Annotated in this window: 14 protein-coding genes; 10 read left to right on the top strand and 4 right to left on the bottom strand. The window is 48.4% G+C overall.

Annotated features, from left to right (window positions below; genetic code table 11):
• The gene (locus tag NST43_RS20865; protein WP_339219132.1) at positions 1 to 1,779 is read right to left on the bottom strand and encodes a sensor histidine kinase; all 1,779 of its coding nucleotides are present in this window, start codon (positions 1,777 to 1,779) and stop codon (positions 1 to 3) included.
• Between the two features lie 650 nt (positions 1,780 to 2,429).
• Between NST43_RS20865 and NST43_RS20860 the strand changes: the two genes are divergently transcribed.
• The 5 genes from NST43_RS20860 to NST43_RS20840 all read left to right on the top strand — a co-directional run bounded on the left by NST43_RS20860 (position 2,430) and on the right by NST43_RS20840 (position 8,209).
• A complete protein-coding gene (locus NST43_RS20860; RefSeq protein ID WP_339219130.1) occupies positions 2,430 to 4,529 on the top strand; it encodes an HNH endonuclease in 2,100 nt (699 codons plus the stop codon).
• Between the two features lie 2 nt (positions 4,530 to 4,531).
• Positions 4,532 to 4,960 carry an SMI1/KNR4 family protein gene (locus NST43_RS20855; protein WP_339219129.1) on the top strand — a complete coding sequence of 143 codons (429 nt, stop codon included), beginning with the start codon at positions 4,532 to 4,534 and terminating at the stop codon, positions 4,958 to 4,960.
• 347 nt (positions 4,961 to 5,307) lie between these two features.
• Entirely contained in the window at positions 5,308 to 6,972 is a 1,665-nt protein-coding gene (locus tag NST43_RS20850) for a CdiA family toxin C-terminal domain-containing protein (RefSeq protein ID WP_339219128.1), read from the top strand.
• Between the two features lie 19 nt (positions 6,973 to 6,991).
• Complete coding sequence (gene cdiI / locus NST43_RS20845) at positions 6,992 to 7,357, top strand: ribonuclease toxin immunity protein CdiI (protein WP_339219126.1); 366 nt, start codon at positions 6,992 to 6,994, stop codon at positions 7,355 to 7,357.
• Between the two features lie 426 nt (positions 7,358 to 7,783).
• Complete coding sequence (locus NST43_RS20840) at positions 7,784 to 8,209, top strand: hypothetical protein (protein ID WP_339219124.1); 426 nt, start codon at positions 7,784 to 7,786, stop codon at positions 8,207 to 8,209.
• On the opposite strand, the gene NST43_RS20835 is transcribed toward NST43_RS20840, so the two are convergent.
• Together NST43_RS20835 and NST43_RS20830 are read right to left on the bottom strand one after the other, a co-directional pair.
• Positions 8,210 to 8,602, bottom strand: coding sequence for a hypothetical protein (locus NST43_RS20835; protein WP_339219123.1), 393 nt, complete (start codon positions 8,600 to 8,602; stop codon positions 8,210 to 8,212). It abuts the gene before it with no gap.
• Entirely contained in the window at positions 8,577 to 8,711 is a 135-nt protein-coding gene (locus tag NST43_RS20830; RefSeq protein ID WP_339219121.1) for a hypothetical protein, read from the bottom strand. The genes NST43_RS20835 and NST43_RS20830 overlap by 26 nt, the downstream gene beginning before the upstream one ends.
• Positions 8,712 to 8,996: 285 nt before the next feature.
• Here NST43_RS20830 and NST43_RS20825 point away from each other — a divergent pair, with 285 nt between their 5' ends.
• From NST43_RS20825 to NST43_RS20805, 5 genes are all read left to right on the top strand, one after another.
• Positions 8,997 to 11,102, top strand: coding sequence for a hypothetical protein (locus tag NST43_RS20825; RefSeq protein ID WP_339219119.1), 2,106 nt, complete (start codon positions 8,997 to 8,999; stop codon positions 11,100 to 11,102).
• 11 nt (positions 11,103 to 11,113) lie between these two features.
• Positions 11,114 to 11,716 carry a pentapeptide repeat-containing protein gene (locus NST43_RS20820; RefSeq protein WP_339219117.1) on the top strand — a complete coding sequence of 201 codons (603 nt, stop codon included), beginning with the start codon at positions 11,114 to 11,116 and terminating at the stop codon, positions 11,714 to 11,716.
• A 340-nt stretch (positions 11,717 to 12,056) separates the two neighbouring features.
• Positions 12,057 to 12,485, top strand: a complete 429-nt coding sequence (locus tag NST43_RS20815) for an AraC family transcriptional regulator (protein ID WP_339219115.1) — start codon at positions 12,057 to 12,059, stop codon at positions 12,483 to 12,485.
• A 29-nt stretch (positions 12,486 to 12,514) separates the two neighbouring features.
• Positions 12,515 to 12,733 (top strand): hypothetical protein, encoded by a 219-nt coding sequence (locus NST43_RS20810; protein WP_339225576.1) that lies wholly within the window; start codon positions 12,515 to 12,517, stop codon positions 12,731 to 12,733.
• On the top strand, positions 12,730 to 13,875 hold the full coding sequence (locus tag NST43_RS20805) for a glycerate kinase (RefSeq protein WP_339219114.1): 1,146 nt from the start codon (positions 12,730 to 12,732) through the stop codon (positions 13,873 to 13,875). The genes NST43_RS20810 and NST43_RS20805 overlap by 4 nt, the downstream gene beginning before the upstream one ends.
• A 431-nt stretch (positions 13,876 to 14,306) precedes the next feature.
• Here NST43_RS20805 and NST43_RS20800 read toward each other — a convergent pair whose 3' ends face one another.
• Positions 14,307 to 15,221, bottom strand: coding sequence for a dihydrodipicolinate synthase family protein (locus tag NST43_RS20800; RefSeq protein WP_339219113.1), 915 nt, complete (start codon positions 15,219 to 15,221; stop codon positions 14,307 to 14,309).
• Positions 15,222 to 15,272: the final 51 nt, after the last annotated feature.

The following is a 15,272-nucleotide window of genomic DNA, read 5'->3' as shown; positions in this document are numbered from 1 at the left end:
TCACTCCTTAAAAGGGATGGCGAAGCTGATCTGTGTGCCATATCCGCTCTGGCTGGCCAGAACCAGGCCGTATTCCGGGCCATAGGTCAGCTTCAACCGCAGATGGATGTTACGCATACCGATACTGTGGGTCTCATAGTCATCGTTGTTGTCCAGCATCTGCCGCAGCTCTGCGAGCCGGGCCGGTGAGATTCCGGTTCCGTTATCGGAGACCTGAACCTTAAGCAGGGCTTCCTCTACCCGGATGTCTACCCGGACCATTCCGCCGTCCATACGGTTCTCCAGGCCGTGAATGACACAATTCTCCACCAGCGGCTGAATAATAAGCGGCGGAATCCTTACGGTATTCGCTGCCGGATCTACATACAGCTCGTAGGCCAGCCGGTCATTATAGCGGAATTTCTGGATGACCAGATAGCAGTTCACGGTCTCCAGCTCACTTTGCAGGGTGATTCTGCCTCCGCCGACCTCTAAGTTTTTGCGCATCATCTTGCCCAGCAGCCGGACGACCTGCGCAATATCGGTCTGGCCGCGGGTATGGGCCTTCATCCGGATCGACTCCAGCGCATTGAACAGGAAATGGGGGTTGATCTGGCTGGCCATCATTTTGAATTTGATCTCATTCTGCTTCAGCAGGATGGCGTTCTTCTGCTGGTTGGACTCCTGAACCTCGCTCATCAGGTCGTTGACATTGCGGACCATGTGATTGAACTGCCGGGCCAGCTGGCCGATCTCATCTTTACCGTCAATGACCAGCCGGGCTTCCAGATTGCCGGAGGCAACCTTGGAGATATGCTTGCTGAGATGCAGCATGCGTCCCGTGAGCAGGCGGGAGAAGTAGTAGATTAGGATGATTGCAAGAAATAGGGAGGAGATAATGACGGAAGTAGCCAGGGAAATAATCCGGTTCGGCTCACTTACAATACTTTCTACCGAGAAAATAGAGATGATCCGCAGGCTGTTCAGGCTGCCCTCAGGATGCCAGTCGTCGATTAGCATTTTGAACGACTGCCCCTCAATCGTGATGTCCGCAGGCCCGTGCCCGGCAAGTGTGGACAGCGGCTTGAGGTTGATTTCCTGCAGCGACTTGCCTAGGGTACCTGCACGGTTGGAGGCGACAACATTGTCGTTCTCATCGACGATAAAGGTCTCGAAGGTCTCCTGCTTCAGGATACTGCTCAGCTGATCCGAATTGACATTCACGACCAGCACACCGGTTGTGCGCTGCTTGAGGAAGTCGACCTTGCGGATCAGGCTGAGATAATACTGGCCGTTCCGGCTGTCAGGAATGTAACTCCAGAACGCCAGCCCCTTCTGGGCGAGGGCGAGCTGGTACCACGGCTCCCTGGTAACTGCTTCGTCAGCCTGGAGGAACTCCCAGTTGTTAAGCACCGTCGGGTTGTCGATATACAGCCGGATGCTGGAGACCTCTTTGTAGAGGCGGACGAAATCCCGGAAGTCGGGATAATCCCAGTAGGCCTGCACCACATCATAGACCGATTCGTACCGGTGATTCGCGGCCTCCTCCAGCCGGCTGTCATTAGACAGGCGGTAGACGATATCCACCGGAACGTTCAGCATCTCACTGGTCCGTTTTTTCACACGGTCGACATTCGCCGTAATCTGCTTCAGCGCATTATTCATCGCCATATTCCGCAGTTCACTGGTCAGGAACACCCCCACAATCAGCACCGGGATCAGGACAACACTGCCGAAGGAGAGGAAGAGCTTGGTCCTGAGCTTCAGATTGTTCATGAAGGTGATGATACGGGTATACACGAATGAAATCCCCTCCGTTAGCACATTTGTAATAACGCTTACAATAGAGTATAGCGCGAAACCGGCAGCCAATATATGTCATGAAAATATTTTTTTGATAAACTTTACCGCTCCGAATTCCGATAATAAAGGGATCTGCACAGCAATATTGGATAAATATTGAATCCTTATGCGGGATATTGGAATTCCATTCTGGAGAAGGAAGGGGGGCCATCTATTGTGTTCGGTTTTCCGCATACATTCGGGCCACATGCCTGCGTGCCAGCAAATGTATGCTGTTTTCCGCATACATTCGGGCCACAAGCCTGCGCACCAGCAAATGTATGCTGTATTTGGCATACATTCGGACCACACGCCTGTGCACCGGCACAATGTATACTGTTTTTGGCATACATTGGTTCGATTCCCTTCGCGGAAGCACATTGTGTTCGGTTTTCCACATACATTTGGCCCGACGACATCTTCTTGGATGGTAACGTAATCATAAATACAAACTTCGATCAATACCAGAAAAAGTATCTTTCAAGCGAGTTAATGAATCATCTTAGAACTCCGTATATTTGCAAGAAGTTGTAAGTCTATGATTCTGTGAATATGAAATTGTGTAACATAAATTACTGTTAAGTGCGGTGTACGGCAGGAGGGTGAAGATGGCATCCACGAAGCTAGTATTTAATGAAGATGAAGTCCGGCGCCTGCAAACCAAGATCGGCCAGGTGAGCCAGGACACCAACCGGCTATATCTTCAATTGAAGGGCCAGTCCAGTAGCTGGGGCGGTATTCCCATGGGTAACCATATCTTCAGGGCCCAGGTTCTGATCAATGAATTAACCGTAGAAGCGGAGAAATTAGAGGATATCATCCGGGTCGCCCTGAGAGGCGTCTCGGAGCTACAGGAAGAGAATAAGCGGCAGGCGGACAAGCTGACAGGCCAATTTAATCTGTTGCTCGCGGCTTTCGGAAGCTTGGGGCTGCAACCAGCCGCCGGACGGGTCTCCATCCCTGAATTTGTGCAGCGAAGTGCGACGAATCTCATCACTTCGATTGCCGCTCTATCAGGAAAAGATGAGCTCAGCAGGGACCCGGTGGTGCAGCAGCTCAGGAAGGTCATTCAGACCTCCGGCCTGCTGACCGTAGAGAGTATAGCTGCACAAAGTAAGCTGACGGATATCTTTACGGCGCGGAATCAGATCGCCAAGGCACAGATGGCCTTCAAGGTGTATCAGGCGTTCGGAAATCAGGCACAGATGGAGGCTGTTCATGCACAGGCGGCAGAGGCCCGGCAGAAGCTGGCTTCTCTAGGCGTAGCCAAGATCTACTATGAAGCCGGTAAGGATCTAAGCGCCCACTACAGACAACCAGCGGTTACCGCCTGTGAGTATGATCCTTCAATCACGGCAGACAAGATTCCGTTACTGCATAACGAAGAATATTTGCTGCTCCTGCGGTTGGCGATGGAGAAGACCGCTGCAGGAGCGTATGCGCGGGGTCAGCTTGCAGCCAAGCGGCAGGAAATCCAGCTCGCAGCGGCTCTTAAGCAGGTTCAAGAGCAGATTGAAGCGCAGCGGCGGTTGAACGGGCCGCCGCTCGCGCTGCCGGACGGCACGCCAATTACCGCAGACAACAAGGAAAATGAGACCACCTGGGACTTTTATCAGGCCAAAGTCTACGTGCCTGGTGAACATTTCGGCCCAGTATACACCAATTATACCGGGTGGCTGGATGAGACTTACGGGCTAACGAAATGGGAGAGTCGGGTTCGTCAGGCGGACGCAGTGGTGCTGGCGTTTACCGAAGGATTGGTGAAAGAGGTCGTCATGGGTGTAGCGGACACGGCAACCTTTGCCTTCAAACTAGTGGTGGACCCGGTCAAAACCACCACAGAAATGAAGCAGCAAGCGCAATATCTCATCGAACACCCGGAAGTACTGGTGGAAGCGGCGAAGATGGCGTATCATCAGTTTGACGAAGGCACACCTGAAGAGAAGGCAGCGATGTTGGGTTCGGTCGCCTCCATGCTCGTCCCCGGTCTACAAATCACCAAAGCAGGCAAAGCAGGGAAAGTGCTGGGTGATGTAGAAGACGTCGTCAGCCAAGCGGCGAAGAATGCCCTACAAGGGATCAAGCAGAAGCTTCCGAATCTGGGTCCGGTGGTACAGACGCCAGAAGGATTTGTTTTCAAGATAGGGGAGATTCAGGGTACTCCAGCCATGCCGAAGACGCCGGTGCAGCAGAGGTATATGGATGGGTTGGAGGGGAAGAGTGATAGGGTTGAGGGGACGGGTAAAAAGACAGGTAGATTAGAACTGTCAGATTTTACTAAAGAAATAATTGCAACCAAACCTATGAATTCGCCTATCCCTGAGAAATGGTTGAACAAAGGTGGTAAAATCTCGATTGATGAGAAGGGAACGTGGACTTATACCAATAAAGAGGGACAATCAGTAAGTTATCCCAATGGATATCCTGATTTTTCACCATATTTTCACCCTGCTGTTAAACCACAAACAATTGATGTTACTGTACCAAAAAATCCTCAAGAAGATTTCAAAAAGGCAAATCTAGAAGCAGGGCTTAATAAGAATTCTGATCCACCGGTGCCAGCAATGAATAAGCCCCCCGAAGGTTATACGTGGCATCATCATGAAGATGGAAAGACACTGATTCTTGTCGATGAAGACATTCATAGAGAATTTAGACATATTGGAGGTCAGTCTGCAGTAAATGGAAAAAATAAAGAAGGAGAGTAATTATGGCGAATATGGATCGAACAAACGAGAAAATAAATATAAATGAAATCCGTGAATTTGAAGGTCAATATGTTCTTAGTCTTCCTGAGCAGTATATTGATTTTTTACTTAAGTATAATGGAGGGTATCCTGAAGCATCAACTTTTAAGATTTCTGATGAAGAGGGTGAAAGTGTAGTAAATAAATTTTACGGAATCGGTGATATGAAAGGAAACTTGGCGAAAGTGTTTGAGGTTTTAGATGGTGAATTACCTGAAGGATTTGTTTCAATCGGTAGTGATCCAGGAGGAAATGAGATTTGTATAGGGGTTAGTAAGGAGTACTTTGGAAAAATATATTTATGGATGCATGATATGGAGTCAGATGAAGAAATGGACAACATGTATTTTTTATCTAATAGTTTTAACGATTTCTTTGATAATTTATACTAAAGGTTAGCTCTTCACTGTTTTCAACAAAGTATTTTATGTGAGCAAATTTACAACTCCACTAACAAGATCGCGCAATACAACCAACAATGCCACAATGCGAGCTAGCCCCCGTGTTGTGGTCTTTTTTATCCTCTATGTGTATGACGGGTAAATGAGATAGATCACCCCCAGTGTCTAATGTATCCATCATTCAACGAATAACACATATAACCTATGTATAATAACGCTATTCCAAATACATAGCAGGTTGATTATGGTTAGATATCACACATTACTGACCTGTTTTTTGATAAATTCATTTTCTCACTCACATGTAATCAATCGCTCCTGTATAATGCACCACTTCGATGGAGGATGAGAATAAAGTAAGCGTCAATGGCCCTTATTTTGTTGTCAAGGTGTATCAGGCGTTTGGAATTCAGGCACAGATGGAGGCAGTTCATGCACAGGCGGCAGAGGCCCGGCAGAAGCTGGCCTCTCTAGGCGTAGCCAAGATCTACTATGAATCCGGCAAGGACCTAAGCGCCCATTACAGACAACCAGCGGTTACCGCCTGTGAGTATGATCCTTCAATCACGGGGGACAAAGTTCCGTTACTACATAACGAAGAATATTTACTGCTCCTGCGGCTGGCGATGGAGAAGACCGCTGCTGGAGCGTTCGCGCGGGGTCAGCTTGCGGCGAAGCGGCAGGAAATTCAGATCGCAGCGGCTCTTAAACAGGTTCAAGAGCAGATTGAAGCGCAGCGGCGGTTGAACGGGCCGCCGCTCACGCTGCCGGACGGCACGCCAATTACCGCAGACAACAAGGAAAATGAGACCACCTGGGACTTTTATCAGGCGAAAGTCTATGTGCCAAATGAATATCTTACCCCGATGTACACCAGTTATCTGGGGTGGCTGGATGAGACTTACGGGCTTACGACAGTGGAGAGCCGGATACGCCAGTCGGGGGATGTGGTGCTGGCTTTTACCGAAGGCTTGGTGAAAGAAGTCGTCATGGGCGTGGCGGACACGGCCACCTTTGCCTTCAAGCTAGTGGTAGACCCGGTCAAAACCACCGCAGAAATAAAGCAGCAAGCGCAATATCTGATTGACCATCCAGAAGTACTGGTGGAAGCGGCGAAGATGGCGTATCATCAATTTGACGAAGGCACCCCGGAAGAGAAAGCGAAAATGCTGGGTTCAGTCGCATCCATCCTTGTCCCAGGACTACAGGTCACGAAGGCCGGCAAAGTAGGTAAAGTGCTGGGCGAGGTAGAAGACGTCGTCAGCCAAGCGGCGAAGGATGCCCTGCAAGGGATCAAGCAGAAGCTTCCGAATCTGGGCCCGGTAGTGCAGACGCCGGAAGGGTTTGTTTTCAAGATAGGGGAGATCCCCGATACTCCAGCCTTGCCTAAGACGCCGGTGCAGCAGCGGTATATGGATGGGTTGGAGGGTGGTGGGGGTGGGATTGAGGGTACGGGGAATGTTAGTAAGATCCCTCGAACAGGGACAGAATGGGACGAGTACTTTCGGTCAAAATATGTCGATGATAATGTTACATGGTTGACCAAAAATAAATTCGAGTATGTAAACGGTTTTGACGATCATCTAATAAATGGACAAAGTATTGTAAGGAAAGGGAATAAGGGCGTTGTTGGAGGTCACAATTTAGCTAGTTTTGAAAAGATTTTAACAGATCAAGGTTGGAAACTTGATGACCTTATTGTTTCTAAAACGCAACACCCCAAAATTCCTGGAGTCTATCAAATTCAGTATAGACTTCCGGCACTTGATAGGGAATTGAAAGTAATACCTGATCAGTATAAAAATATTCCACATCCTAAGACTGTATATGATTCAACCTTAATTTCGAATGATCAAATCATACAATGGGGAAAAGAAGCAATGATGAACGGAGAAGTTGTGGGTAGGGAAATTCGAGGGACAGCATCGAATGGCTTGAAATTCACAGGATACCTTAATGAAAATGGAAAGGTGACTAATTTCTTTCCGAACCTATCAGAATGATTCCTAGGAGGATGATTTGATGAGTGTCAAATTAACAGAGAAAGAATTATTGGATATGTATTATCGACACCTGGAGGGGAAAATTTTTTTAGATGCACTTAAAAACTACTGCAATGGAAATGGGTTTGGGGGTAGTGAGTGTGTTTGGTGTGTTTTTGCTGGTGAGTTAGAGGAGTGGGAAGAGGGTTATTTTGGAGATGCGGGAGTTTGTTATTTTTTTGACTACCCTGCGGTAGAGGGAGATCAGACCCTTGTATTGGATTACCCAACTTTCTATCAGTATCTAAATGAAGCAAGTATGGATTACTTAGTACGGAATCCAATGGTTAAGGATGAGGTTGAAGCTAGATTAATGGAAGTCAAACAAAAGTTCAACATTGAATAAGTACAATCAACAACGCCACAATACGAGCTAAAAGCGGTCGTGCGACCTTTTTCTTAACGCAGTTTCTAATGAGTATCCCCCACCCAGTGCCGGAGAATCCGGTGCAGCAGCGGTTTATGGAGGGGGTAGAGGGAAAGGGATAACCGCCTCTTAAAATTATAAAGAAAGTCAACTACGGCCCTTTAGCCATAGTTGGCTTTTTTTTGTCCCCTTTCTGGTCTTAAAAAGTCTACCCCCATTCCCTCCCTATAAGCAATATACCTAAAATCCTGCAACCCTGACTGAACTTTGAAGCCTTATGATGAGGAAAGTAATGAAATATAATAATGATATTAGAACAATTGGAGGAGAAGAGGGCAGGAGATGGCCAGCATCAGAAGCTCGGCAGGGAAGTTGAAAAGTTGGTTTGCTGATTTATCTATTCATATGAAGTTAATCGGGGCGTATATTGTCATTATTCTGGTCCCGGTCATTGTGATCTCTAACTATTTGTTTGCTGATTTCTATCAGGATACGGTCGATGACATCATTGAAGAGAACCGCTACCAGATCCATAACGAGAAGCAGGCGATCATGAGCAAGCTTGAGGTGATGGAAAAGTCATTCCATATGCTCATTTCAGACCGGAGTCTGGGGGAGTATGTGACCGCTGAAGCGGAACCCGGAGTCAAAGAGATCAAGCAATTTATGGACTATTCGTTAAATTACTTACAGAGCGTATTGTTCAATAATCCCTATATTGCGAGTGTCCGTTTCTTCGTGAACAATCCGCGGGTCAGCGAGCTATGGCCGATTATTTATCAGGAAGAACGGATTAAGGGTAGCCCCATGTACACAAAATTGATGAATTAATCAGAAGGATAGTTTGCTGAGATGCAGCATGTGTCCGGTGAGCAGGCGGGAGAAGTAGTAGATTAGGATGATTGCAAGAATTAGGGAGGAGATAATGACGGAATAAGCCAGGGAAATAATCCGGTTAGGCTCACTCACAATACTCTCAACGGAGAAAATAGAGATAATCCGCAGGCTGTTCAGGCTGCCCTCGGGGTGCCAGTCGTCGATCAGCATTTTGAAGGACTGCCCGTCAATCGTGATATCTGCAGGCCCGTGCCCGACAAGGGTGGACAGTGGCTTAAGGTTGATTTCATGCAGTGGCTTGCCGAGGGTGCCCGCCCGGTTGGAGGCGACAATATTATCGTTTTCATCGACGATAATGGTTCTAAGCTCTCTCCAGACGGTTGTCATTGGACAGGCGGTAGACGATATCCACGGGAACGTTCAGCATTTCGCTGGTCGTTTTTTTCACACGGTCGACATTCGCCGTTATCTGCTTCAGTGCATTGTTCATTTCCATATTCGAAGGAGAGGGAGAACTTGGTCCTGAGCTTCAGATTGTTCATGAAGGTGATGATACGGGTATACACGAATGAAATCCCCTCCGTTAGCACATTTGTAATAACGCTTACAATAGAGTATAGCGCGAAATCGGCAGCCAATATATGTCATGAAAATATTTTTTTGATAAACTTTACCGCTCCGAATTCCGATAATAAAGGGATCTGCACAGCAATATTGGATAAATATTGAATCCTTATGTGGGATATTGGAATTCCATTCTGGAGAAGGAAGGGGGACCATCGTGTCTTCCACGAAGCTAGTATTTAACGAAGATGAAGTCAGGCGCCTGCAGTCGAAGATCGGCCAGGTGAGCCAGGACACCAACCGGCTATATCTCCAACTGAAGGGCCAGTCCAGTAGCTGGGGTGGCATTCCCATGGGCGATCATATGGTTAGGGCCCAGGTCCTGATCAATGAATTAACTGTAGAAGCAGAGAAATTAGAGGATATTATCCGGGTCGCCCTGAGAGGCGTCTCGGAATTGCAGGAAGAGAATAAACGGCAGGCGGACAAGTTGACAGGGCAATTTAACCTGTTGCTCTCGGCCTTCGGAAGCTTGGGGCTGCAATCAGCCGCCGGACGGTTCTCCATCCCCGAATTTGTGCAGCGAAGTGCGACGAACCTCATCACTTCGATTGCCGCTCTATCAGGAAAAGATGAGCTCAGCAGGGACCCGGTGGTGCAGCAGCTCAGGAAGGTCATTCAGACCTCCAGCCTGCTGACCGTAGAGAGTATAGCTGCACAAAGTAAGCTGACGGATATCTTTACGGCGCGGAATCAGATCGCCAAGGCACAGATGGCCTTCAAGGTGTATCAGGCATTTGGAAACCAGTCGCAGATGGAGGCTGTTCATGCACAGGCCGAAGAAGCCCGGCAGAAGCTGGCCTCTCTAGGCGTAGCCAAGATCTACTATGAAGCCGGTAAGGATCTAAGCGCCCACTACAGACAACCAGCGGTTACAGCCTGTGAGTATGATCCGTCGATTACAGCGGACAAGGTACCGTTACTACATAACGAAGAATATTTATTGCTTCTGCGGCTGGCGATGGAGAAGACCGCCGCTGGAGCCTATGCGCGGGGTCAGCTTGCAGCCAAGCGGCAGGAGATCCAGCTCGCAGCGGCTCTTAAACAGGTTCAAGAGCAGATCGAAGCGGAGCGGCGATTGAACGGGCCGCCGCTTACCCTGCCGGATGGCACGCCAATTACCGCAGACAACAAGGAAAATGAGACCACCTGGGACTTTTATCAGGCGAAAGTCTATGTGCCGAATGAATATCTCACCCCGATGTACACCAGTTATGTGGGGTGGCTGGATGAGACTTACGGGCTTACGACAGTGGAGAGCCGGATACGCCAGTCGGGGGATGTGGTGCTGGCTTTTACCGAAAGCTTGGTGAAAGAGGTTGTCATGGGTGTAGCGGACACGGCAACCTTTGCCTTCAAACTAGTGGTAGACCCGGTCAAAACCACCACAGAAATGAAGCAGCAAGCGCAATATCTCATCGAACACCCGGAAGTGCTGGTGGAAGCGGCGAAGATGGCGTATCATCAATTTGACGAAGGCACCCCGGAAGAGAAAGCGAAAATGCTGGGTTCAGTCGCATCCATCCTTGTCCCAGGACTACAGGTCACGAAGGCCGGCAAAGTAGGAAAAGTATTGGGCGAGGTAGAAGACGTCGTCAGCCAAGCGGCGAAGGATACCCTGCAAGGGATCAAGCAGAAGCTTCCGAATCTGGGCCCGGTGGTACAGACGCCGGAAGGGTTTGTTTTCAAGATAGGGGAGATTCAGGGTACTCCAGCCTTGCCGAAGACGCCGGTGCAGCAGCGGTATGTGGATGGGTTGGAGGGGACTGGGGGTAGAGTTGAGGGGACGGGAGAAGGTAACAAACCTAACCCTTATGATAAGGCTGAAAATTATACGGGCGGTAGAACTCAGAAGGAATTGGATGACTTAGCTCGAGATCCAGCAAGTAATGGGAAAATAGAACCTAAAAATATCAGGGAAAAGGAAGTTGGATTAGCAGTAGAAGAAAGAGGTCAATTGGGAAAGCTAGTACGTGATCCTCAAGCAGAAAATGGAGCAGAGTTTATTGATACTTCTTCAGGTTTAAAGTGGGACGTGAAAAGCTTTGAATCATACCCAAGTGGTGACAATGGAATTCCTATAACAAATCCCAAAAAGGGTGCCTTTACTATCAAACAAGGTATGAAAAAGCTACAAAAAGAATTTGATAATGGGAACAACGTAATTATTGACACAAGAAAAATGGAGCCTGAGCATGTTGAACAACTCAAGAAAGCAATTGATGAAGAAGGAGTAACAGATAAAATAATATGGTATCCTTAAGGAGTGGGAAAATGGAAGGGAATCTTAATAGGAAGTTTGATTTGCATAAAAAGTGGGTTGAGACAATTGGTAAAGAAGGCGAAATGTTAAAGTTAGATGAAGTGGACTTAAGGAGTATTGATTTATCCGATATATTGCTTGAACAAGCATATTTAATTGAGTGTACTTTTGATGATCTCAGACTGGAAAATATTGATTTTCACACATCATTATTAGCCTCGTCAACATTTAAAAATGCATATTTAGATAAATGTGATTTTTATAAATCAGATCTTAGATATACTGATTTTACCAACTGCGTCATTAAAAACAGCAGATTTAGTAAAGGTGATTGTTGGGAAGCAATATTTAGAAATACATATTTACTAGATTGTAATTTGATTAATGTATCGTTTTACTTAACGGATTTTAGTTGTGCAAGACTAGAAAATATAGATATAAGTGTAGCGACATTTGAAGAAACATTATTAAGCGGAGTGACTTTAAAAAATATTAAAGGTATAGAAGAAGCTCATATTAAAAGTATTAATATTGGTACGTTGGAGAAGCCGATTTTGTTGAAATCAGGTGAAGCAAAGAAATGGATGTTAGAAAAATGTGAAGTAAGTGGCTAAGAGGAATTGGCTACCAGTGCCGAGTGAAATGGGTAGCAATGCTCAAATAGACTTAACCCTGATCAGCCCCATATGAAGTTTTACTAACCTAAATATCCCTATTCCGTTACATCAAACAGGTCATTATGGTCAGATGCTACCATGATTGACCTGTTTTTTATTTACCGCCACTCATGCGCATTAAGCACCGTCGTTAAGCTAACTTTTCATGCCTGTTCAAAGATTTAACCGAATGAGAAAATCATCAGATAGTGTGACGAGTTGCGGTAATCTAATGGAGTTAATTAGAGAATTAGCGTTAATTTCTATGTAGTCTTGTTATTAATGGATTACTCCCGTTGTGACAAATTCAAGAATCCAAAAACGTCCTACAGTGGAAGATTCATTTCTTTCGCCTACTTCCGATATCATACCCATACAGAAGGAGAATGAGGGGATAGAGCATGCCCTACAATACATCCACGACAATTATTCGCATAACATCAACATGATGATGGTTTCAAGCAAAGTGTCCTTTAACTACTCGTATTTCAGCCAGGCTTTCAAGGATTACACCGGAGAGAATTTTGTAAGCTATCTGAAGCGGCTGCGGATCAATAAGGCGAAGGAGCTGCTGCGGGATACGGAGGATAGAATCTATGAAATTGCCGGTAGGTCAGGCTTCGGGAACACCAAGAATTTTAACAGAGTATTCAGAGAAAGCGAAGGCGTAAGCCCGCTGGAGTACCGCAATCAGCAAAAACTGTTAACCACACTGATGGAGCAATGATCCCGTATACCCCTTAATCCGTTGGTCACTTGCACAATGCATTTCGTCCGTTCATCAATATTCTTTTTCTCCCAACCCGATTGGTACCGATCTCCGGGATACTGATGGCTGCGGCTACCGCATCAACATCCACGGGTGTTATTGTTGCTACCGGCTCCTTCGGGCAGGCCATTCTGAATATGGGCACGGCCACGCTGGTTTACGGATTTTTCTCTAAGATCAATATTATAGATGAGGTGTGGAAATGAGAGAGAGAACCTTTGTGCTGGCGCCGGATTCCTTCAAGGAGAGCATGACCGCGAAAGAAGTATGTACAGCGATGGAGGCCGGACTCCGCAAGATTTACCCTGAAGCAACCTACATCCATATTCCGATGGCTGACGGCGGGGAGGGGACTGTACAGTCCCTTGTTGACGCTTCCGGCGGAGAGATTCATGATTTAGAAGTTGCAGGACCGCTGGGGCAGCCGGTGATGGCACAATTCGGCATTCTCGGTGACGGCCGGACGGCGGCAATCGAGATGGCTTCGGCCAGCGGTATTCAGCGGGTGGACAAGGCGGAGCGGAATCCGCTAATTACCACCACCTATGGAACGGGCGAGCTGATTCTGGAATGTCTGAACCGTGGTATCCGCAAAATCATCATCGGCATCGGCGGCAGCGCCACTAATGACGGAGGTGCCGGAATGGCCGAAGCGCTCGGCGCCCGATTCATGGATGATGCGGGGGACTTACTTCCGCGCGGCGGAGGCAGCCTGGGGCGGCTGGCGAGTGTTGACGTTAGCGGGCTTGATGAGAGACTGCAGCAGGTTCAGCTCATCGTTGCCTGCGATGTGACCAATCCTCTCTGCGGGGAGCAGGGGGCTTCAGCCGTATTCGGTCCGCAAAAAGGGGCCACGCCCGGCATGGTGCAGCAGCTTGACGCCAATCTGGCCCATTATGCGGCGGTGGTGAAGCAGCAGCTTCACAAGGATGTCCGCGACCTTCCTGGAGCCGGTGCAGCGGGGGGACTGGGCGCGGGTCTGATGATCTTCACGCAGGCCACGCTGCAGAAGGGAATCGAGATCGTGATTGAATACACAGGGCTTCAGCAGAAGCTGGAGCAGGCGGACTTCGTCTTCACGGGTGAAGGCGGGATTGACTTCCAGACCAAATTCGGCAAAACGCCGTACGGCGTAGCCCGCACCGCCAAGGCCAGCGGCAAAAAAGTCATCGCCCTGGCCGGTTACATCGGCGAGGGCATCGAGACGCTCTACGCCGAGGGAATCGATGCCGTCTTCGGCATCGTTCCCGGCGCTTCGAGCCTGGAGAAGCTGCTGGCTGACGGCCCCGCCAACGTCGAGCGGACCTGCGAGAATATCGCCAGGCTGCTGAAGCTTAGCGGGCAGTAAGATTAGTTAAGTGAATGGAGCAGCGGAGTTTAATGTAGCGGAACCTAGTGAATAGCAGAGGTAAGTGAATATTGGAATGTAGCTAATAGTTGCGTTGCATAGAATTGCCCCGGTGGATATGATCCTCCGGGGCAATTTCTTTTATTGACGGGGTGCCGCAACCTTACTCCCAAGGTAAGAAGTGGAAAAAGGGCATTTAATTCTCACTAAACCGCACATTGGGGGATTTTAGATGGAGAAAGTACATTTGTTCACCCGGAAACCTGCGGTTGGTGGGGGGATGGGCTGAATTAAATGCCCTTTTTCCAATTAGATTCCCCAGCATACCCATCAACCAGAAATTAGATGTACTAAATCCATTTATCACTGACCTTGATAGATGGGCTGACTTTGAAAAACATGAATGAATGAGTCCGCACTATAAATATCGTTTACCCTTGAGCAATACCCGCCCGGCTGAAAATCTGCTTGAGCTTCTCCTCGTGCTCCGCACTCCATACCCCAGGCGAAGCCAGGCTGAAGGTAGATACCGGAACACCGGACAAGCGGACAGCTTCTTTAATAGAAGCAATGAATGGGTCATCAATGGTATACAGCGCCGGAATTTCAATAATCTGCCGGTTGAACTGAAGGACGCCTGCCAGGTCTCCCTTCTTGAAGCTGTCGTACACGCCAAGCATCAGCTGCGGAGCGAAGTTCGCACTGGCAGCGATCGCCCCTTCTCCACCGGCAGCCAGTGTTGGCAGCAAATATTCGTCGAAGCCGCAGAAGACGGAGAAGTCCGGACTAACCGCCTTAACCTGCATGATCATCTGGCGGATGTGGCTAAGCTGGTCCACGGTATCCTTGATGCCCGCTACATTTGGATAATGTGCGGCAAGGCGGGCCACGAAGGCCGGAGACAGATCCTGGCCGGTCATGGCCGGGAAGTTGTACAACATGAGCGGCATATCGACCGCTTCCAGAACAGCGGCATAATGCGCGAACAGAGCGTCCCCGCTCAGCTTGTAGTAATACGGATTCATAATGACGATGCCGGTAGCACCATGCTCAGCGGCATGGCGGGAGAGCCGGAGGGTCTCAGGGGCCGTGTTGCTGCCGGTGCCGATCCAGGCCGGAAGACGGCCGTTCGTATACTCCAGACATAACTCTGCGATCTCTTCACGCTGCTCTGCGGTGAACAGGGTGAATTCTCCGGCCGTTCCAAGGAAGAACAGACCGTGAACCCCTTTGGCGATCAGGCTGTCGATCAGCAGCTTCATTCCGTCACGGTCGAATTTTCCGGCGGAATCCAGAATGGTCGGAACGGGAGGAATGACACCTGCATTCGGGTGGCTAAGTTTCATTTTATTTTTGCCTCCTGGTTTGGTATTATAAACATATGATTATTATAGTGA

Source organism: Paenibacillus sp. FSL H8-0332, from assembly GCF_037963835.1.
GTDB lineage: Bacteria > Bacillota > Bacilli > Paenibacillales > Paenibacillaceae > Paenibacillus_AQ > Paenibacillus_AQ rhizoplanae.
The sequence above is the reverse complement of the archived record's forward strand: the minus strand, read 5'-3'. Positions and strand labels throughout refer to the sequence as shown.

Coding starts and splice junctions, on each gene's coding strand:
- NST43_RS20860 (WP_339219130.1), top strand. CDS start 2,430: ATGGCATCCACGAAGCTAGTATTTAATGAAGATGAAGTCCGGCGCCTG.
- NST43_RS20835 (WP_339219123.1), bottom strand. CDS start 8,602: ATGACAACCGTCTGGAGAGAGCTTAGAACCATTATCGTCGATGAAAAC.
- NST43_RS20800 (WP_339219113.1), bottom strand. CDS start 15,221: ATGAAACTTAGCCACCCGAATGCAGGTGTCATTCCTCCCGTTCCGACC.
- NST43_RS20855 (WP_339219129.1), top strand. CDS start 4,532: ATGGCGAATATGGATCGAACAAACGAGAAAATAAATATAAATGAAATC.
- NST43_RS20840 (WP_339219124.1), top strand. CDS start 7,784: ATGAAGTTAATCGGGGCGTATATTGTCATTATTCTGGTCCCGGTCATT.
- NST43_RS20830 (WP_339219121.1), bottom strand. CDS start 8,711: ATGGAAATGAACAATGCACTGAAGCAGATAACGGCGAATGTCGACCGT.
- NST43_RS20850 (WP_339219128.1), top strand. CDS start 5,308: ATGGAGGATGAGAATAAAGTAAGCGTCAATGGCCCTTATTTTGTTGTC.
- NST43_RS20805 (WP_339219114.1), top strand. CDS start 12,730: ATGAGAGAGAGAACCTTTGTGCTGGCGCCGGATTCCTTCAAGGAGAGC.
- NST43_RS20820 (WP_339219117.1), top strand. CDS start 11,114: ATGGAAGGGAATCTTAATAGGAAGTTTGATTTGCATAAAAAGTGGGTT.
- cdiI (WP_339219126.1), top strand. CDS start 6,992: ATGAGTGTCAAATTAACAGAGAAAGAATTATTGGATATGTATTATCGA.